The sequence below is a fragment of the Parabacteroides sp. AF14-59 genome (assembly GCF_003479515.1).
Lineage (GTDB): Bacteria > Bacteroidota > Bacteroidia > Bacteroidales > Tannerellaceae > Parabacteroides > Parabacteroides faecis.
On the sequence record NZ_QUHH01000008.1, the window covers coordinates 146,405 to 166,152 of the forward strand.

15 protein-coding genes and 1 tRNA gene are annotated in these 19,748 nt (G+C 43.4%); 12 read left to right on the forward strand and 4 right to left on the reverse strand.

What is annotated here, in order from left to right; genetic code table 11:
- Positions 1-16: 16 nt before the first annotated feature.
- Both DWW23_RS11160 and DWW23_RS11165 read left to right on the forward strand, forming a co-directional pair.
- On the forward strand, positions 17-1,288 hold the full coding sequence (locus DWW23_RS11160; protein WP_122353352.1) for an adenylosuccinate synthase: 1,272 nt from the start codon (positions 17-19) through the stop codon (positions 1,286-1,288).
- Between the two features lie 123 nt (positions 1,289-1,411).
- A complete protein-coding gene (locus DWW23_RS11165) occupies positions 1,412-2,098 on the forward strand; it encodes a zinc metallopeptidase (protein WP_122353353.1) in 687 nt (228 codons plus the stop codon).
- A 229-nt stretch (positions 2,099-2,327) separates the two neighbouring features.
- On the opposite strand, the gene DWW23_RS11170 is transcribed toward DWW23_RS11165, so the two are convergent.
- Positions 2,328-2,543 carry a DUF6722 family protein gene (locus tag DWW23_RS11170; protein WP_122353354.1) on the reverse strand — a complete coding sequence of 72 codons (216 nt, stop codon included), beginning with the start codon at positions 2,541-2,543 and terminating at the stop codon, positions 2,328-2,330.
- Positions 2,544-2,715: 172 nt separating this feature from the next.
- Between DWW23_RS11170 and hisS the strand changes: the two genes are divergently transcribed.
- The 10 genes from hisS (at position 2,716) to DWW23_RS11220 (ending at position 15,639) form a co-directional block, all read left to right on the forward strand.
- On the forward strand, positions 2,716-4,071 hold the full coding sequence (gene hisS, locus DWW23_RS11175) for a histidine--tRNA ligase (RefSeq protein ID WP_122353355.1): 1,356 nt from the start codon (positions 2,716-2,718) through the stop codon (positions 4,069-4,071).
- Positions 4,072-4,148: 77 nt separating this feature from the next.
- Positions 4,149-5,579, forward strand: a complete 1,431-nt coding sequence (locus DWW23_RS11180) for a glycoside hydrolase family 30 beta sandwich domain-containing protein (RefSeq protein ID WP_122353356.1) — start codon at positions 4,149-4,151, stop codon at positions 5,577-5,579.
- A 393-nt stretch (positions 5,580-5,972) separates the two neighbouring features.
- The gene (locus DWW23_RS11185; protein ID WP_122353357.1) at positions 5,973-6,242 is read left to right on the forward strand and encodes a co-chaperone GroES; all 270 of its coding nucleotides are present in this window, start codon (positions 5,973-5,975) and stop codon (positions 6,240-6,242) included.
- 33 nt (positions 6,243-6,275) lie between these two features.
- A complete protein-coding gene (gene groL, locus DWW23_RS11190) occupies positions 6,276-7,916 on the forward strand; it encodes a chaperonin GroEL (protein ID WP_122353358.1) in 1,641 nt (546 codons plus the stop codon).
- Positions 7,917-8,016: 100 nt separating this feature from the next.
- Positions 8,017-8,916, forward strand: coding sequence for an AraC family transcriptional regulator (locus DWW23_RS11195; RefSeq protein WP_122353359.1), 900 nt, complete (start codon positions 8,017-8,019; stop codon positions 8,914-8,916).
- A 259-nt stretch (positions 8,917-9,175) separates the two neighbouring features.
- Positions 9,176-13,738 (forward strand): DUF6383 domain-containing protein, encoded by a 4,563-nt coding sequence (locus tag DWW23_RS11200; RefSeq protein WP_122353360.1) that lies wholly within the window; start codon positions 9,176-9,178, stop codon positions 13,736-13,738.
- Positions 13,739-13,971: 233 nt separating this feature from the next.
- A tRNA-Leu gene (locus DWW23_RS11205) sits at positions 13,972-14,053 on the forward strand.
- Positions 14,054-14,135: 82 nt separating this feature from the next.
- Positions 14,136-14,687, forward strand: coding sequence for an RNA polymerase sigma factor (locus tag DWW23_RS11210; RefSeq protein WP_122353361.1), 552 nt, complete (start codon positions 14,136-14,138; stop codon positions 14,685-14,687).
- Between the two features lie 46 nt (positions 14,688-14,733).
- Positions 14,734-15,120 (forward strand): hypothetical protein, encoded by a 387-nt coding sequence (locus tag DWW23_RS11215; protein ID WP_122353362.1) that lies wholly within the window; start codon positions 14,734-14,736, stop codon positions 15,118-15,120.
- 48 nt (positions 15,121-15,168) lie between these two features.
- On the forward strand, positions 15,169-15,639 hold the full coding sequence (locus DWW23_RS11220) for a hypothetical protein (protein ID WP_122353363.1): 471 nt from the start codon (positions 15,169-15,171) through the stop codon (positions 15,637-15,639).
- A gap of 95 nt (positions 15,640-15,734) precedes the next feature.
- Here the strand turns inward: DWW23_RS11220 and mazG are convergent, their stop codons facing one another.
- From mazG to DWW23_RS11235, 3 genes are all read right to left on the reverse strand, one after another.
- Entirely contained in the window at positions 15,735-16,520 is a 786-nt protein-coding gene (gene mazG / locus DWW23_RS11225; RefSeq protein WP_122353433.1) for a nucleoside triphosphate pyrophosphohydrolase, read from the reverse strand.
- Positions 16,521-16,620: 100 nt separating this feature from the next.
- A complete protein-coding gene (locus DWW23_RS11230) occupies positions 16,621-18,699 on the reverse strand; it encodes a cytochrome c biogenesis protein CcdA (protein ID WP_122353364.1) in 2,079 nt (692 codons plus the stop codon).
- A 26-nt stretch (positions 18,700-18,725) separates the two neighbouring features.
- Positions 18,726-19,637: an RluA family pseudouridine synthase gene (locus DWW23_RS11235; protein WP_122353365.1), complete on the reverse strand. Its 912-nt coding sequence runs from the start codon at positions 19,635-19,637 to the stop codon at positions 18,726-18,728.
- Positions 19,638-19,748: the final 111 nt, after the last annotated feature.

Below are 19,748 nucleotides of genomic sequence, written 5' to 3' on the forward strand. Positions count from 1 at the left end.
CTATTATAAAGATAACATGAAAGTAGATGTTTTATTAGGATTGCAATGGGGTGACGAGGGCAAAGGTAAAGTTGTCGACGTGCTGACTCCGAATTACGATGTAATCACTCGTTTTCAGGGAGGTCCCAATGCAGGACACACATTGGAGTTTAACGGAGAAAAGTATATCCTTCGTTCTATTCCGTCAGGTATTTTCCAGGGTGGAAAAGTGAATGTAATCGGTAATGGCGTCGTTCTCGACCCGTTATTGTTCAAGCAGGAAGCCGAAGCGCTTGCTGCCAGTGGTCACGACCTGACCAAACAACTTTGTATTTCCAAGAAGGCACACCTGATCCTGCCTACCCACCGTATGCTGGATGCTGCTTACGAAGCGGCTAAAGGTTCCGGTAAGATCGGTACGACCGGTAAAGGTATCGGCCCGACATATACAGACAAGATCAGCCGTAACGGTCTCCGTGTAGGTGACTTGCTGCATAACTTCGATGAAAAATATGCTGCTGCCAAGGCACGTCACGAAGCAATCCTGAAATCACTGAACTATTCTTATGATATCAAGGAACTGGAAGCTCAATGGTTTGAAGCATTGGAATATTTGAAACAATTCAACCTGATCGACAGCGAGCATGTGGTAAACAACTACCTGAAAGGCGGCAAGTCTGTTTTGGCAGAAGGCGCACAGGGAACTATGCTGGATATCGACTTCGGTTCTTATCCGTTCGTGACTTCTTCGAATACGATCTGTGCCGGTTGTTGTACAGGTTTGGGCGTATCTCCGCGCAATATCGGTGAAGTATACGGTATCTTCAAGGCGTATTGTACACGTGTCGGCAGCGGTCCGTTCCCGACAGAGTTGTTCGATGAAACAGGCGATCAGCTTTGTACGTTAGGACATGAGTTCGGTTCTGTAACAGGACGTAAACGTCGTTGCGGTTGGATCGACCTGGTAGCTTTGAAATATGCAGTTATGATTAACGGCGTAAGTCAGCTTATCATGATGAAGAGCGACGTGCTCGATAGCTTCGAAACGATCAAGGCTTGTGTGGCTTACAAGATCAATGGCGAAGAAGTAACGGAATTTCCGTTCGAGATTGACGATACGATCGAACCGGTATACGTTGAACTGCCGGGTTGGAAGACTGACATGACAAAGATGCAGAGCGAAGACGAATTCCCTGAAGAATTCAACGCTTACCTTTCCTTCCTGGAAGAAGAGTTGGGTGTTCCCGTTAAAATCGTGTCAGTAGGGCCTGACCGTGAACAGACAATTATCCGGTATACGGAAGAATAAACCTCACATACTATTACAAAATGGCAGAAGACCACCTCTCGAAGGCCCATCTTCTGCCATTTTTGTTTTTGGCAGACTTTTTGTAAGACATTTCTTGTATAACACTTAATTAATTAGAGCATTATGAGCATGTATTGGATTATATTTATTGGTTTTGCCTTGTTAAGCTGGCTGGTATCTTCCCGACTGAAAAACAAGTTTGAGAAGTATTCTAAGATCCCTATGCCTAACGGTATGACCGGAAAGGATGTGGCTGAGAAGATGTTGCATGATAACGGCATCTACGACGTGAAGGTGATTTCTACTCCCGGACATTTGACAGACCATTACAATCCTGCAAATCAAACGGTGAATCTTAGTGAATCGGTATATTACAGTAATAGTATTGCTGCGGCAGCCGTTGCAGCCCATGAATGCGGTCATGCGGTACAGCATGCCACTTCGTATGCTCCGCTGAAGATGCGGTCGGCATTGGTACCGGTGGTCAGCTTCGCTTCGAATATTATGACGTGGGTGTTGCTGGGCGGTATGTTGCTGATCCATCAGTTCCCACAGTTGCTGCTGTTCGGTATCATTCTGTTCGCATCGACGACATTGTTCAGCTTTATCACGTTGCCGGTCGAGATCAATGCCAGCCAGCGTGCGTTGGTATGGTTGAGCAGGGCCGGTATAACGAATGTCAGTACGCATGGTATGGCTGAAGATGCGCTGCGTTCTGCTGCTTATACCTATGTGGTGGCTGCTTTAGGGTCGTTGGCTACATTATTATATTATATAATGATCTTCCTGGGCGGAAGAAGCCGTGACTAAACGGAAATGACTGCGGCAGCGGATAAAACTGGCTGCTGCAGTGAATATAGCTGACTGCCGCACTTGATAACAATAGCTGCCGCACTCAATTCAATTGGGCGCGGCAGCTATTGTTATTTCCTTTTCTTCTTTGTTCTGCTGAACTTACCTTCCATATAAAGTGCCCAGATTAGAAATCCGAGTGCCATTCCCATAAAGAGTAAACCTACAAATATAAAATCGGGCATGACTAATCCTCCTTTAGTTTAATGAATAATAAACCAATAAATAAAAAACCTGAGACTAATCCTAATCCGCCCCAGTAAATAAGAGTGTTCTGTCCTTCCAGGTCTTTTAATAAAGTTGTTATAACAACACCTGTTGCCATATATTTTGCAAAATCAATGCAAAAACTGCCAAATTCGCCATACAATACTTTCTTTTGTTTCTTCTGTTTCTTTTTCATAGTCTCGTTATCTTTTGATTATGATGCAAACATAATAAAAAGAAACCGGTAAAACAATCAACTTAACCGGAAAACTACGAAATTGAAACAAAATACCTACCTTTGCATTCCGAATAATAATTTAATAGCTAAAAGTCGGTTAGCTCCGACGATAAACAAGAGCAAACGATATATGCAGAAGCCGTCTATACCAAAAGGTACCAGAGATTTTTCGCCTGAAGAAATGGCGAAACGTAATTATATATTCAATACGATTCGTGAAGTATATCATCTGTACGGATTTCAGCAAATAGAAACCCCAGCCATGGAAAACCTGTCGACCCTGATGGGCAAGTATGGTGAGGAAGGTGATAAACTGCTTTTCAAGATATTAAACTCAGGAGATTGCTTTTCGGGCATCACCGATGAGGAGTTGCTGGAACGCAATGCCGTACGGTTCGGTGTGAAAGCCTGCGAGAAAGGTTTGCGTTACGACCTGACCGTTCCTTTCGCCCGTTACGTGGTGCAGCACCGCAATGACATAACATTCCCCTTCAAACGTTATCAGATACAACCCGTATGGCGTGCCGACCGTCCGCAGAAAGGACGTTACCGCGAGTTTTACCAGTGCGACGGCGATGTGGTTGGTTCCGATTCGCTGATCAATGAGGTGGAACTGATCCAGATCATGGATGAGGTATTCTATCGCTTCGGTATCCGTGTCTGCATCAAGATGAACAACCGTAAGATATTGTCAGGTATTGCAGAGATCATCGGCGAAGCGGACAAGATCGTAGATATTACCGTGGCTATCGATAAGCTGGACAAGATCGGACTGGACAATGTGAATGAAGAACTTCGCTCGAAAGGGCTTTCCGAAGAAGCCATTGCCCGCCTGCAACCGATCATCAAGTTGTCGGGAACCAACCGTGAGAAACTGGCTGTCCTGAAAGAACAGCTGGCTACCTCCGAGATCGCCATGAAGGGTATTGAAGAAATGACCTTCATCCTCGACCGTATCGACCAGCTGCCTATGCGTGCCGAACTGGAACTCGACTTGACGTTGGCCCGCGGATTGAACTATTATACCGGAGCTATCTTTGAAGTAAAAGCCCTGGATGTACAGATCGGAAGTATCACCGGTGGCGGACGATATGACAACTTGACCGGTGTATTTGGTATGGACGGTGTGTCAGGTGTCGGTATCTCTTTCGGTGCAGACCGCATCTTCGACGTATTGAACCAGCTGGATCTCTATCCTGCCGATTCGTTAATGACAACACAGCTGTTGTTTGTCAACTTCGGAGCGACGGAAGAAAGTTATCTGTTGCCCATTATCTCTCAGGTGCGTGCTGCCGGAATCCGTACCGAACTATTCCCGGAAGCAGCCAAGATGAAGAAGCAGATGGGATATGCCGATACAAAGAAAATCCCGTTTGTCGCTATCGTCGGCGAAACGGAAATGAACGAAGGAAAGATCAACCTGAAGAATATGATCACAGGCGAGCAAAAGCCTGTTACTGTGGAAGAGCTGATTGCACAGTTCTGATCAGATCAGAGATATTTTAATATGCAACGACTTCTCTTTTTCCAGGAGAAGTCGTTGTTCCTTATACCTACCGTGAAATGAAAGCATATCAATTAATTCTCACTTTCGCATTATGCCTTTCGGCCTGCTCTTTCCAACCGCGTGCATCGTGGGTGACGACGACCGAAGGTGAACAATGGGTTGAACAAGACGATCTCGTCTCTGCATCTTCTGATACCATTCCTGATATCGATGCGGTTGTTCACACCGGTAAGAAACTCCAGAAGATAGACGGTTTCGGTGCCTGTTTCAACGAACTGGGCTGGATATCCCTGAGCAAACTCGACCCGACAGTCCGCGAAGAGATCCTCGAAGAGCTCTTCTTCCCGGAGATAGGAGCGAACTTTACCATCTGCCGTATGCCGGTAGGAGCCAACGACTTCTCCCGTGACTGGTACTCATATAACGAAACCGACGGTGATTTCGATATGCAATACTTCACTATCGCCAACGATCAACAAACATTGATCCCTTTCATCAAAGGTGCACAGAAATACAATCCTGACCTGAGTATCTGGGCTTCCCCCTGGTGTCCCCCTTCCTGGATGAAATACAATAAGCACTATGCCTCTGCTTATACCGGCGAAACCTATAGCGAGAAATACCGCAACGGTCTGCCCGCCGATAAAGTCGGCTACGAAGGCACAGACATGTTTATCCAGGATTCGCTTTATCTCCGGGCGTATGCCCTTTACTTTTCCAAATTCATCGAAGCCTACCGCGGACAAGGCATCAATATATTTGCCGTTATGCCCCAGAACGAATTTAATTCGGCACAGATATTCCCCAGCTGTTGCTGGACTGCCGCCTCTTTGGCCGACTTTATCGGTAACTACCTCGGCCCGGCTATGAAGGAACTGGATGTCAAAGTTATGTTCGGAACGATGGAACGTGCCAACGAAGCCCTTGTCGATACCATTCTGACCAATCCGGTAAGTGGAAAGTATATCAGCGGTGTCGGTTTCCAATGGGCGGGAAAAGGAGCGATCAAAGGAGTCCACGAGCGCTATCCGGCTATGAGGCTCTATCAGACCGAGCAGGAATGCGGCGACGGCAGGAACGACTGGAGCGGTGCCGTTTATTCCTGGAACCTGATGCGCCATTACCTGGAGAACGGTGCATCTGCCTATATGTACTGGAATATCTCGCTCGATAAAGGCGGCATCAGCCGATGGGGATGGGCGCAAAATTCTTTAGTTGTAGTCGATCCAGATGCGAAAACATTCCATTATACACCTGAATATTACGTAATGAAGCATCTGAGCCACTACGTCCAGCCCGGTGCCCGCAAGCTCGAAACCTCCGGACAGTACAGCAACCTGATGGCTTTCGTCAATCCTGACAAAAGTATTGTTGTCGCTTTGGCAAACGAAGGTAATGAAGAACGTCAGGTCTCTGTTGAAATCGACGGTAGTGTCTACCAGCCTGTACTGCCGGCTCATTCCATCGCTACGCTACTGATAGACTAATCTGGAATATACTATATATTAATGTAAGGGACGTAAGGTTTTAATCTTTTCGTCCCTTATTCTTTTTTCTTTTGGCAAGCCTGAAAATCAAATTTTAGCTAGCTCGAAATTAAATTTAAGTATACTCAAAAGAAAAGAATATTACTGGTTTTAGGTTAAAAGACAGCTACCTATGAACTACTTTCCTGCAACTTTTGTTCTAGTCGGGAAGCATGAGAGGCGGAATGTATAGTCATCCTGTCAGTCATGTCGGCGTATCTACCGGTTCGTTTATGCAAAATTGTCAGTCTTTTCCCTGTCAATTAATTTGGCACAGATTTCGCATAGGAGTTAACGTGAATTAGAAAATCACGTATAAACATAATATTATTAACATTAAAAATATATCAAAAGATGAACATTAGACCATTAGCAGACAGAGTGCTTATCAAGCCCGCTGCAGCAGAAGAAAAGACACTTGGCGGAATCATTATCCCGGATTCAGCAAAAGAAAAACCTTTAAAAGGTGAAGTTGTTGCCGTAGGTAACGGAACAAAGGATGAAGAAATGGTTGTAAAAGCTGGTGATACTGTATTGTACGGAAAGTATGCAGGAACAGAGATCGAACTGGAAGGTGAAAAGTATCTGATCATGCGTCAGTCTGATATCCTGGCTATTATCTAATTCATTAACGGACAATAAAAAAATAATATAATCATGGCAAAAGAAATTAAGTACGATATGGATGCCCGCGACCTTTTGAAGAAAGGTGTGGACGAATTGGCAAATGCAGTAAAAGTAACATTAGGCCCGAAAGGCCGTAACGTGATCATCGAAAAGAAATTCGGTGCTCCTCACATTACAAAAGACGGTGTAACGGTTGCAAAAGAAGTTGAATTGGCTTGCCCGTTCGAAAACATGGGTGCACAGTTGGTAAAAGAAGTTGCTTCGAAGACTAACGACAATGCAGGTGACGGTACGACTACTGCTACTGTATTGGCACAATCCATCATCGGTGTCGGTTTGAAGAACGTTACAGCAGGTGCTAACCCTATGGACCTGAAACGCGGTATCGACAAAGCCGTTGCCAAAGTGGTTGAAAAGATCGCTGACCAGGCTGAAGAAGTAGGTGACCAGTTCGAAAAGATCGAACACGTAGCTAAAATCTCTGCCAACGGTGACGAAACGATCGGTAAACTGATTGCTGAAGCTATGCAGAAAGTGAAGAAAGAAGGCGTTATCACAGTAGAAGAAGCGAAAGGTACTGAAACTACAGTAGACGTAGTGGAAGGTATGCAGTTCGACCGTGGTTACATCTCTCCGTACTTCGTAACAAATACAGAAAAGATGGAATGCGAGATGGAAAATCCGTATATCCTGATCTACGACAAGAAGATCTCTGTATTGAAAGACCTGCTTCCTATCCTTGAACCGGCTGTTCAGAGCGGACGTCCTCTGTTGATCATCGCTGAAGATATCGACAGTGAAGCATTGGCTACATTGGTAGTGAACCGTCTGCGTGGTTCTCTGAAGATCTGTGCAGTGAAGGCTCCGGGCTTCGGCGATCGTCGTAAAGCGATGTTGGAAGATATCGCAGTGCTGACTGGTGGTGTTGTTATCTCTGAAGAAAAAGGTTTGAAACTGGAAGGTGCTACAATGGATATGTTGGGTACTGCCGAAAAGATCACTGTAGACAAAGATACTACGATCATTGTGAACGGTGCAGGCGACAAAGCAGCTATCCAGGCTCGTATCGGTCAGATCAAGACTCAGATCGAAAACACTACTTCCGATTACGATAAAGAAAAACTGCAGGAACGTCTGGCTAAGATGGCAGGTGGTGTAGCTGTTCTTTACGTAGGTGCTCCTTCTGAAGTGGAAATGAAAGAAAAGAAAGACCGTGTTGACGATGCTTTGCATGCAACCCGCGCTGCTATCGAAGAAGGTACAGTTCCTGGTGGTGGTGTAGCTTACATCCGTGCTATTGAAGCATTGGAAGGAATGAAGGGCGAAAACGAAGACGAAACAACAGGTATCGAAATCGTTAAACGTGCGATCGAAGAACCGTTGCGTCAGATCGTTGAAAACGCAGGTAAAGAAGGTGCCGTTATCGTTCAGAAAGTAAAAGAAGGTAAGGGTGACTTCGGTTACAATGCTCGTACAGACAAATACGAAAACCTGTGTGCAGCAGGTGTGATCGACCCAGCTAAGGTAACTCGTGTTGCTTTGGAAAATGCAGCTTCTATCGCTGGTATGTTCCTGACAACAGAGTGTGTGATCGCTGAAAAGAAAGAAGAAGGTCCTGCTATGCCTCCGATGAACCCGGGTATGGGTGGCGGTATGGGTGGTATGATGTAATTCTTCCCATCAAGATAAAACCGGAAACGGCTGCTTCCCGAAAAGGAAGTGGCCGTTTTTTTATTATATTTGTCGCGGTTTACATATATAATAATGTATAGTGATAAAGATTAAAGAAGGATTCAAAGGAGAACGATTCGTCTTCTTGCCGGACGAGTTACTTGAAACGTATAGCCATGAGCCGCTTGTCGGCAATCTGTACGTTCGTAAGATCGGCTTCTTCCCGAAAGTCAAGTACCATTACGTACAAAAAGACCAGGGTTGCAGCTATGCTATGCTTATCTACTGTACGGAAGGAGAGGGGTGGTACACCATTCACGGCAAGACGTATCCGGTGAAACAGAATCAATACATTATTATACCTCCGAACGTTCCCTATTCGTTCGGTGCTTCCGAGAACGATCCCTGGACTATCTACTGGGTGCACTTTATGGGGAAGCTGAGTGGCGAGTTCCTTTCGCCGACGCCCATACCCGGAACGATCCTTCCGGGCGAATATTCACGTCTGCAGGACAGGATACAATTATTCGAGGAGATCTACAGTTGTTTTTCGATGGGGTATATAAAGGAATATATGGTTTATTCCTCCATGTGTCTTTACATGTTTCTTACCTCTTTTTTATATCTGGAGCAGTACCGTTATATTAATTTACCTAATCATAAAGAGTATTCGTTTTCTTCGAGGGTGATCCATTATATGAATGAAAACCTGGAGCGGAATCTTACTTTAGACCAGTTGGCAGCCTACTTCAAATATTCCCCGTCGCACTTCTCCATGCTTTTCCAGCGGGAGACAGGCGTTTCGCCGATCAGTTATTTTATCCGGCTGAAGATACAGAAGGCATGCCAGTATATAGAGCTGACTGCGCTGAAACTGAATGAGATATCTACAAAGCTTGGTTTTGAAGAACCGGCATACTTTTCGCGTACTTTTACGAAGATAATGGGTATATCACCTTCCGAATATCGCCGTCGGGAGTCCGAACATGGGATGGTCTGACAGGAATAACGTAGGTTGTACGTGAAAACGTGTAATTTGTCCTTTTTAAACTTGGAATAGGATAAGAAAGCATGGTTAAAGGGAAAAAAATATATCAAAAAAATAGTCTAACTAAAAAAGATATGTATCTTTGCGTTATGTTTTTGGTGCGAGGTATGCACTGTTAGGATTGAAAGAGATCCGTTGTTGAGCTTTATTTTTTATTACAAGATAGATTTATTAGAACTTTATATTTTATTACTAATTAAATTATTTGATTATGAACAAAAAGTTTTCTACTTTGTTCGCCGCGTTCCTTGTGGCAAGCAGTAGTTTTTCAATTTTTGCTCAAAATGCGGTACCAGCCTGGTATAAGACAGGTGATACTTACAAGGCTGCATTTGAAGATCCTACTGAAGCACAATTGAAAGCCGCTGCGAAATTTAACCTTCTCGATGGAGATGCGTTAGTAAATAAAACTCATCCGGTTAATATTTGGAAGTATACTTTACCTTTGAATAAGGTGGCTGATGCTACTCTTCTTCCTGGTATGTTTGTTTCTTTCGATTCAGAGGCCAGCCCTGTTGCAGGAGGTGACTATCTGTCAACTGGCGAGTTTTATGACAATGTCAATAAACCTCATTACGGTATTACAACAGTAAAGGATTTTAATTATCTGGGTGTTAGACCAACCAGAGAAGTTAAGAGCCGTGTTGAATTCGTATTTGATACAAGAGGTTTGACAGATGCAACAAGTTTCCATTTCTGGATTAGCCGTTTAGAAAACGCTAATGTAAACCGTAATCTGTTATGGAAGATTGAAACAGCTGAAGTTTTAGAGCTGGATGGAACTACTCGTGGTGAACTTCCTTATGACGAAGTTTATGACGATGGTTTTAAAATTGACAAGAATGGTGTAACTGTAGGTGCTAATACAACACCGGAGGCTTACCAGGTTATGTTCAATGCAACTGGCGCAGGTAAAATTAACATTGATAATGCTATTATCCGTGTTGTTCTTGAATCAGAATATTCTGTAGCTGATGAAAGTGAAACTTCTGATACTTTGGAACCTGTGACATTGTTCGGTGACATTAATCTTGATTTCATTCGTCCTCACGTAGAAATAGATTATGAAACAGAAAAAGAATTCCGTGTAGGTGTTAACCGTTCTACTGAATGCGATGCTTCTGAAATGGATGTTAAGATCTGGAAGTTCAATGATAAGATGGCTGGTGCTGAAACTCCTCACCATGTTCAGGCTACTTATTTGAAACTGAATGTGAAAGCTCCTATCGTTCTTGAAAAGATTGGTAATGTTGCTATTACTGAAGGTAACTTCTCTCAGGCAACAGAAGCTGACGGAAGTAGAAGTTTCTATGTACGTGCAGGTTTGTTCAATGAATATAATCCGGTTGACTGGTCAAACGTAAAGGTTGTTTATCATGTTGAACCAGGAACAAAGGTTGATCAATGGAAATTGGATGACTATGTATTTGCAACAACAACTGCATCCAGTACAGATACAGCGTTTGTAAGACATAGCGTAGATGCTCGCGGTACTTTCAAATTCGGTGACGACCTGGTATTTACAAAATACGAAGAAGTGCTCGAAACAACTATCGACTTTACTTATCTGCCTATGTTTGTCAGTGACTGCGCAGCAGGTGGACCAGTTGCTGAAATGTTAGTTGCTGAGTCAGGTAATTGCGATGGTGGTAGATTGGATCTTGAATTGTTGACTCCTGCTGATCCGGGTTCTACCGACAGATGGGAAGATAAGATTGAATTCTTAGGATTCAACTGGTACTTCGAAGGTAACTTGGTAGAAGCACATAAGCATACAAAATGTATTCCTGGAGAAGCTATTACTTGCCAGGGTAATCTGGCTGAAGGTTGGACAGTGAAAGCTGCTTTCCACTTTGCTTCAGAAAACATGAACATCGATCAGGATGAAGCTTATAATATAGAAGAAAAATGGGGCTTATTGGCAACATTGAATGCTCAGAATGATTGCGAAGGTTATTCAGGACAGGATTTGATCAATCTGGGTGAAGTTTATTATCCGGGTGTTCTGACTACATCTGCTCGTACTCAGCACGTATGGACTAACTGGAAAGGTGTTGAAACAGAAGATGGTACTGTTGCTACTGTATCAAGTACATTAGCTAATGTAATGAACATTACAGACGGTTTGCTTGCTGCTGCTGACAGAAATTCAGGAGGAGAAGGTCTTATCGGTTCTATAAGTGAAGCTGTTAAGGGTGGTGCTGAAGTATTTGCTGCTCCTTACTTTACTAATAAAGATTCTTATGTATGGGGTATCGGTGGTTCTTCTCGTAACCATGTCGTTCATGTATATGCTACAGGTTTGAAACCGGATGCTGACGATCCTAACTTTACAACTATCCGTCTGTACAAACAGGCTATGGAAATTGGTGAAAGAGAAGTTGTACAAGATAAGAACTTCTATTTCTCAACAGAATACGCAAATGCCGTTTGGAATCGTGGTGATGTTGGTGGTCTTGAACCGCAACCAGGATCTGTTTGGCGTGGTGAAAGTGCTGGTGACACATTGTATATCCGTGTTCCGTACAAACAAGCTAATCTGGATGCCCTGAAAAATAACGGTATTGCTGTTAAGGTTAAATATACTCCTCAGTCTAAAACTGATTTGGTTCCGACAGAAGAAATCCTGACAGATATGGCTCAGTTCGGTCTGTTGACGAATGATGCAGGCGACGGTAAAGCTAATCATCCGGGATGGGAAAAAGAATTGACAGGTTTCAACCAGTTCAATGTAGTTGGTTCTGTATTTAAAGGTCTTGTTTCTACTATGACAGGTGACAAACCGGTAGGTGCTTATACTAGCTTGTTAGGAAATATCCAGGATCTTGATGAGTTTGAACATGGTGAATATGATTCTAACGTATTCCGTGATCTTTATACTAAGAACTACGCTACTTATTACCTGGGTCAGGAACAGTGCTACGAAGTGAAAGACGGTACTTTCGTTATCGCAGGTTTGAACCTTGTTGCTCCGGTAACTGTGGAAACAAGCATGTCTAATAAGATTGGTGCATTCGACCACGATACAACTGTTATCATTGGTACTTTGGATGCTGGCAAATTGATTCCTAACAAATATGGTGAATTACTTGCTTACGTTAAGTCTACATTCAAACCGTCTGACAAGGCTGGTATCGTTCCTGATACAATCCATTCAGCAATTGATAACAAAGACTTCATCTACAATTATGTAAATGACACAGTTCGTCTGTATCCGATGCAGATCAAAGACCAGATCAGCTGGACTTATGTATATGGTTTGGATGAAAAGTATGCTGATAAAAATGTAGAAAACAATAAGGGACAAACTAACAGTTATACTAACTTGTTCTATATCTACGGAGCTTATCGTAATGATACTGTAGCTACTCGTATCTATGGTGATGTTAAACAACCTGAACTGTATTTCGCTGCTACAGCTGATACAAAGGCTGCTAAGTTGGCTAAGTTAGACTTCGGTGCTGTTACATTCATTGATGATGACATTGCTGCAACTAAACAAATCTATCTGATTGGTAAAGACCTGCCGGCAATCGATCCTACTGAAGAAGTATCTAAAGTAATCGCTATCTCTCCTGCTGGTGCATTGATTGCTTCTACAGAAGGTAAGAACCAGGCTGAATATGTAAGCGAAGCTATTATTCCGGTTTCTATCGACCTGTTGGCTGATAAGAACGACCATGATTTGGTTGCAGACGTATTAGCAGCAAGCACATTGTGCAACTGTACTGTAGATCTTCCGGTTAATTATTCTCCGGTTCTGAGTGCTCCTGTAGTTGATACTAAATATTTGTCTGATAACATTAACGGTAGCAAGGCTGAATTCAGATGGTCTGCAGTTCCGGGTGTTCATTACTACAAAGTAGAACTTGGTCAGTACGAAAAACAGAACACTTCTAAGAATATCTTTATCTCTGAAGTGAAAGCTGAAGAAGGTACAATTATGGTTGAATTGTTCAACGGAACAGGTGAAGTTATCAATCCGTTGCTGCACCACAACTATAAGCTGACTATCATGAAGAATGGCGCTGAATATAAGACAATGGATGTTATTTCAACAAATACTCATTTGAATGAAGCTTATAAGGCTGAAGCATTTGACGTTGACGCTGATTTGAGCCCGGCTAACACTTATACAGTTCTGTTGAAAGAAGGTGGCAAGCAGATCGATATCTTCGAATTCACTAACACAACTCGTTTGTCTCGTGACGAAAAAGATGGTCTTGAAGAAAACACTGGCGCATTCAATAAGAATGACTGGAATCCTGACTTCGGTTCTCTGCCGGTAGCTAGTTATATGGAAGAATCACCTAAGTGGGATTTCATCTTTGTACAAGGTATTGAATCTGAAGAAGTAGGTCCTACGTCAACTTCAATCAGAGCAATCAACTTGAAACCGCAGACTGAATATGCAGTACGCGTAACTGCTTACAGCTATTCTCCTTCAGTAGTGAAAGCTGCAGCTTCTGAAATCGCTAAGTTCGGTACTTCAATCTTCACAGAAGGTTCTGGTGATATGAAGTTCGACGAAGATTCTTACAACCCGCCGACAGATAACGAAAATATCTCGACAGATGCTGTTAAGGTAATCGGTGGAGTAGGTGCTGTAACAATCCAGGGTGCTGCTAACAAGACTGTAGTTGTTACAAATGTATTAGGACAGACAGTTGCAAGAACAGTTGTTTCTTCTGATAACGTTAAGATTTCTGCTCCTGCAGGTATCGTAGTAGTAGCTGTAGAAGGCGAAAGCGCAGTGAAAGCTGTTGTTAAGTAAATAATATACCGGAAAGACTGAACAGTCTGAAAGTATTCCAACATAGAAACTCCGTCGGGAAACCGGCGGAGTTTTTTTATGATGGAATGTTGTTACGGCAAATTGTATGCTTCTTTTCTTGAAAATTCAGATGAAATAATATAAAAAGAACGTCTGAATATTTTGCAGTATGAAAAAAAACACTACCTTTGCACCGCAATCACGAGAGATTGCTTACCTGAAAGTAATGAAATGCCCAGGTGGCGGAATTGGTAGACGCGCACGTTTCAGGTGCGTGTGTCGCGAGGCGTGCAGGTTCGAGTCCTGTTCTGGGCACTTCCGAAAGCGGACAACTGATAAAGTTGCCCGCTTTTTTTATGTCCGTATTTTTTTATATATTTGAGCCAAAATGGAGAGGATGCAGCAATATACGGAAGATGAAATAGTAGAACAACTGCGGGATCCGGCCCGGCAAAGGGATGCTTTTGCCAGAGTCGTGAGCCTTTACGGGGAAAAGTTATACTGGCAGATACGAAAGATGGTATTGAGCCATGACGATGCAAATGACCTTTTGCAGAATACTTTTCTGAAAGCCTGGACAAATATCGATTATTTCCGGGGCGAGGCGAAGTTGTCTACCTGGCTGTATAAAATTGCCATCAACGAATGTATTACCTTCCTGAACCGCCAGCGGAATATGAACAATGTATCGATCGACGATACCGACATCTTTTTGCTGGAACGTCTGAAAGGAGACGAATACTTTGACGGTGACGAAGCTCAGATGAAGTTGCAGAAAGCGATTCTCACCTTACCGGAGAAACAACGTTTAGTGTTTACCATGAAATACTTTGACGAGATGAAATATGAAGATATGTCAGAGGTTCTCGGAACTTCTGTCGGTGCCTTGAAGGCCTCTTATCATCATGCAGTCAAAAAAGTCGAGGAGTTTTTAACAAAAGACATTTAAACCTTTTGGGCAGAAGCTCGTCAAAGGTGTATTAAAACGGAAGTGTATGGAAAAAGAACAAAACAATCTGGATCGTTTTAAAGGAAAGAATCCTTTTACTGTGCCCGATGGGTACATGAAGGATCTCACGGCTAATATAATGAGCCAGTTGCCGGAGAAGCCGCGCGTAGAGGCAAAGAAAGTCTCTATGATAGACCGTGTGCGTCCCTGGTTGTATATGGCGGCGGTATTTGCCGGGCTGGGATTGTTCTTTAAAGCAATAGTTGGTTTCGACGGTGAAAAGAGCCAGTCTGATACACTGTTGGTGCAGTCGACAGATGCGTCGGAAACAAAAGCAGCGATACTCGAAGCGGAAAATGAAGAATATCTGGAATATCTGGAAGCCCAGTATACAGATTATCTTTTAGCAGAAGAATTGGGCAATTATGAATAAATTGACGAAAAAAAGAAGTTATTAGCATATTTTTGTAATAATAATTGTATGAGCAAAATATTTTTTATTACATTTGTGGCGATTTCAGTTTTATTCTCTTCGAAAGTGTTGGCGCAGGGAGATAAACAACATCGACATTTTGACAAGGAGGCCTTTCAGGCAAAAAGAAATGCCTTTATTACAGCTGAAGTAGGGTTGACACCGGAAGAAGCTGCAGCTTTCATTCCTTTGTGTAATGAATTGCAGGAGAAGATGTTTGAAGTTGGCCGTGAATGCCGTAGACTGTCAAAGGATCTGAAGCATATGAAATCTCCGACGGAAAGCGATTATTCAAAAGTAAATGATGAATGTATCGGAGTCAAGATGAAGGAGGCAGCTTTAGAGAAAGAATATTACGAAAAATTTAAAAAGATATTATCGCCAGAGAAACTTTATAAATATAGGCGTGCCGAATATAAGTTTGCACGAAGTTTTATGAAGGGACCGGACGATAAGAAAGAAGAAAACAAGAAAAAATAAAATATTATCATTATTTGTGTTTTTTGTTTAGATTTAGTTTTGGCGTTTAAGTTAAGGGAGGGGTGGCGACGTGATGTCGGTTCCCCTTTTGTTTTTTATAAACCTTTCGATTTAGCTTCATCCCATATCTTATCCATCTCTTCCAAAGACATTTCTTTTAGTGAGCGTCCTTCTTTAATGGTATGATCTTCCAGATAGTTGAAACGGCGGATAAACTTCTGGTTTGTGCGTTCCAGTGCGTTGTCAGGATTGATCTTATACAAGCGGGCGGCATTGATCAGGCTGAAGAACAGGTCGCCGAATTCAGCTTCCATCTTATCCGTATCCATTTTGTCGATCTCTTCTTTCAGCTCTGTGAATTCCTCGTGCACTTTATCCCATACCTGGTCGCGTTGTTCCCAATCGAAACCGACGTTGCGGGCTTTATCCTGGATACGGTGGGCTTTAACGACAGAGGGAAGGGAAGAAGGGACACCTTCCAGTACAGTTTTGTTTCCGCCTTTTTCTTTTAGTTTTATCTGTTCCCAGCTTTGTTCTACCTTCTGGGCAGTATCTGCAGATGCATCGCCGAATACGTGCGGATGACGGAAGATCAGTTTCTGGCAGAGGCTGTCGCATACATCTTTGATATCGAAAGCTTCTTTCTCTTCACCGATCTTTGCATAGAAAACGATATGAAGGAGCAGGTCACCCAGTTCTTTCTTGATGTTGTAGTTATCATTTTTCATGATTGCATCGCACAATTCGTAGGTTTCCTCGATTGTGTTGGTGCGCAGACTCTCGTTTGTCTGTTTTCTGTCCCAGGGACATTTCACCCGGAGTTCATCCAGGATGTCGAGTAGTTGCCCGAAGGCTTCCATTTTTTCTTCTTTTGTTGCCATTGAATAAGATGCCAATTTGATAATGTGCCAAATATGCCAATTGAAATACTCTTTTCGCTTGAGAGTATCCAATTGGCATATTCGCACATTGATTTATTTATTACTTTTTATTTTGCTCTTTGAAAGCTTTCAATCCGTTTTCAAGGAATTGTATATATTTCGATACATCTTCGTTGAAGGCGTAAGACGGGCCGAGCGGTTTACCTTCGTCATTCAACAGAATGTAGAAAGGTTGCGCATTGGCTCCGAACTTACTTCTTTGGAGATAACTCCATTTGTCACCGATCGTTTTCAGTTTACGGACTTTACCGTGTTCTTCTATTTCTATCGGTTTAGGCAGTTTGGTTTTGTCGTCTACCATCAGGGTGATCAGTACGTAATCCTTCTCAAGTAATTGTTTTACTTTCGGATCTGTCCATACGGATGCTTCCATCTTACGGCAGTTTACACAACCGAAACCGGAGAAGTCGATCATAACCGGCTTGTTTACCCGTTTGGCATAAGCCATACCACTTTCGTAATCATCGAAGGGGGCATGTACTTCATCGTTGTACAGACTGAAATCCTGTGTGTACAAAGGAGGAGCAAAGGCACTGATCGATTTCAGCGGCGCACCCCAAAGTCCAGGTATCATATAAACGGCGAAACCAAAGGAGATGATTGCCATGAAAAGACGTGGTACGGATACATATTTTACATCGCTGTCATGGCTGAATTTGATCTTGCCCAGCAGGTAGAGTCCTAACAGGAAGAATATCACGATCCATAAAACGATAAATACTTCGCGGTCAAGTAGACGCCAGCCGTAAGCCAGATCGGCAACAGAAAGGAATTTTAATGCCAGTGCCAGTTCCAGGAAGCCTAATACCACTTTGACAGAGTTAAGCCATCCGCCGGATTTAGGCATACTTTGCAGCATATTCGGGAAGATAGCGAACAAACTGAACGGAATGGAAAGTGCCAATGCAAATCCGAACATTCCGATAGCCGGACCCACAGCCGTACCCATAGATGCCGCTTGTACCAGCAGTGTACCGATGATTGGACCCGTGCAGGAGAAAGATACCAGTACCAGTGTAAACGACATGAAGAAGATACTTAATATACCGGTCGTAGAATCCGCTTTACTATCCAGTTTTGTAGTCCATGATGCAGGTAATACCATTTCAAATGCCCCGAAGAACGAGATAGCAAATACAACCAGCAACAGGAAGAATATGATATTGAAAATAGCGTTCGTCGACAGGTCGTTCAAGGCGCTTGCCCCGAAAATACCTGTGATGAGTAATCCCATCACCAAATAAATTACGATGATAGACAGACCATAAGTGACGGCATCGCGGATCGCTTTCTTTCGGTCTTTAGTACGTTTCAGGAAGAAACTGACCGTCATCGGGATCATCGGCCATACACATGGAGTCAGCAAGGCGATTAGTCCCCCGAGGAATCCGGCGAAGAAGATGAATAACCAGGAAGTATCTGTTGCAGTAACGGTTGTGTCGCCATACGCTTTCAGGTCATCGATAACAGGTGTCCATAAAGCAGCGTCGTCTGTCAGTGCGTTAGCAATCTTTTCCGGATTAGCGATGACTACCTCTTCTTTGGCTACCGGATCAGGTGTAGTAAGAGTTTTCCCTTCTTCTATGACCAGGTTTGTGTCCGGTTGTTCCTTTGTCACATCGTCTTTTTCCACGACTGGGGCATCGGCAGGCAATGTCAGTTTTGTATTTTTACTGTCGAAAGCAAAGCTCACACGGTCAGGCGGCAGACAGGTTTCGTCGTTGCAGACCATAAATTCTACTTCACCTTCAATCTTGAACTTTTTAGGATCGAGGATTTTTACCTTTTGGGTAAAAGTAACGGCACCGGGGAACCAGCGGAGATCCATTGCAAATTGCTCGTCGTAAACGACAGTCGGTTTGATGTTGGACACCGGTTGTCCGATCAGTTCTGCCCCCTGAAGCGTTTCAAAGGTGAACGAGGTCGATACAGGTCCTCCTTCCGGCAGATTCATATCGTATAAATGCCAGCCCTTTTCGATTGTGGCGGCAAATACGATTTCTTTTTCGGCAGATTTGGAGTCCTCCAGTTTTATTTTCCACTTGACAGGCTGATGGATTTGAGCCTGTACGGCTAGTGTTACGAACACCAGCAATAAGATGCTAAAGAGTTTCTTCATTACTATGTCTATATTTCTGTCTGTGTTTATTTAGCTAATGACACGAAAGCATCCGGGATACGTGTTTCGAAGCGCATTTCTTCTCCTGTCTCCGGATGAATAAAGTAGAGCCGTCGGGCATGAAGCATCAGCCGTCCGGCGGGATCGGTTTCTGCGCCGTACTTATAATCGCCGGCGATCGGGTGTCCGATGGATTCCATCTGGACACGTATCTGGTTTTTGCGGCCTGTCTCCAGGTCGAGCTCCAGCAAAGAATAATGGCCGTTGCTATGCAACACGCGATAACGGGTGATCGCTTCTTTTCCTTCGCCTTCGGCTGTTACATAAACCTGCATTTTCGTATTTTCAATCAGGTTGGAGACGATCAGGTCGGAGTCTTTTTCCGGGCGACCTTCCACAACGGCAACGTACGTGCGTTCGGTGATTGCCGAGTTCCAGTTCGATTGCAGAGCTTTTTGCACGCGCTGGTTCTTGGCGAACATCATCAGTCCGGACGTATCACGGTCGAGACGGTGCAGGACAAAGATCTTGCTTCGCGGATCATTTTTCTTGACATAATCGCTAAGCAGATGGTAGGCAGTACGTTCCTTTACACGATCGCTGGAAACAGACAGGAGTCCGTTTTTCTTGTTGACAACGATCAGGTCGTCATCTTCCCAGACAATATGCAGCAAGGGGTTACTGAACTCCACCTTCCCTCGTTCGTAACTGATCTCGACTTCGTCTCCCGGCACTAAAGGAGCGTTGAACAGGGAAGTAACTTTCCCGTTTATCAAGATTTGTCCGTGGGCAAGTAATGCCTTAACGGAACTTTTGCTCTGTTCGCTCAACAATTGAAACAGAAAAGCAAGCAATGTATTCTCTTCCTTAACCGAAACTTTGCGTCCGCGAGGGGCTTTTTTTAGATTTGTGTCTTTGTAACCTGAGCGTCTTCTCATTTTATTTCATAAATAATTCACAAAGATACTGGCAATTGCGGAATGTTGCAAGTCGTCTTTGTATATCTTAGCTGTTAATCTGTGAGCCTTTCGTTATTTTGTGATAATTAA

Excerpts from the sequence above, each read along its gene's own strand:
- DWW23_RS11160 (WP_122353352.1), top strand. The coding sequence starts at position 17 with ATGAAAGTAGATGTTTTATTAGGATTGCAATGGGGTGACGAGGGCAAA.
- DWW23_RS11165 (WP_122353353.1), top strand. The coding sequence starts at position 1,412 with ATGAGCATGTATTGGATTATATTTATTGGTTTTGCCTTGTTAAGCTGG.
- DWW23_RS11170 (WP_122353354.1), bottom strand. The coding sequence starts at position 2,543 with ATGAAAAAGAAACAGAAGAAACAAAAGAAAGTATTGTATGGCGAATTT.
- hisS (WP_122353355.1), top strand. The coding sequence starts at position 2,716 with ATGCAGAAGCCGTCTATACCAAAAGGTACCAGAGATTTTTCGCCTGAA.
- DWW23_RS11180 (WP_122353356.1), top strand. The coding sequence starts at position 4,149 with ATGAAAGCATATCAATTAATTCTCACTTTCGCATTATGCCTTTCGGCC.
- DWW23_RS11185 (WP_122353357.1), top strand. The coding sequence starts at position 5,973 with ATGAACATTAGACCATTAGCAGACAGAGTGCTTATCAAGCCCGCTGCA.
- groL (WP_122353358.1), top strand. The coding sequence starts at position 6,276 with ATGGCAAAAGAAATTAAGTACGATATGGATGCCCGCGACCTTTTGAAG.
- DWW23_RS11200 (WP_122353360.1), top strand. The coding sequence starts at position 9,176 with ATGAACAAAAAGTTTTCTACTTTGTTCGCCGCGTTCCTTGTGGCAAGC.
- DWW23_RS11210 (WP_122353361.1), top strand. The coding sequence starts at position 14,136 with ATGCAGCAATATACGGAAGATGAAATAGTAGAACAACTGCGGGATCCG.
- DWW23_RS11215 (WP_122353362.1), top strand. The coding sequence starts at position 14,734 with ATGGAAAAAGAACAAAACAATCTGGATCGTTTTAAAGGAAAGAATCCT.
- DWW23_RS11220 (WP_122353363.1), top strand. The coding sequence starts at position 15,169 with ATGAGCAAAATATTTTTTATTACATTTGTGGCGATTTCAGTTTTATTC.
- mazG (WP_122353433.1), bottom strand. The coding sequence starts at position 16,520 with ATGGCAACAAAAGAAGAAAAAATGGAAGCCTTCGGGCAACTACTCGAC.
- DWW23_RS11230 (WP_122353364.1), bottom strand. The coding sequence starts at position 18,699 with ATGAAGAAACTCTTTAGCATCTTATTGCTGGTGTTCGTAACACTAGCC.
- DWW23_RS11235 (WP_122353365.1), bottom strand. The coding sequence starts at position 19,637 with ATGAGAAGACGCTCAGGTTACAAAGACACAAATCTAAAAAAAGCCCCT.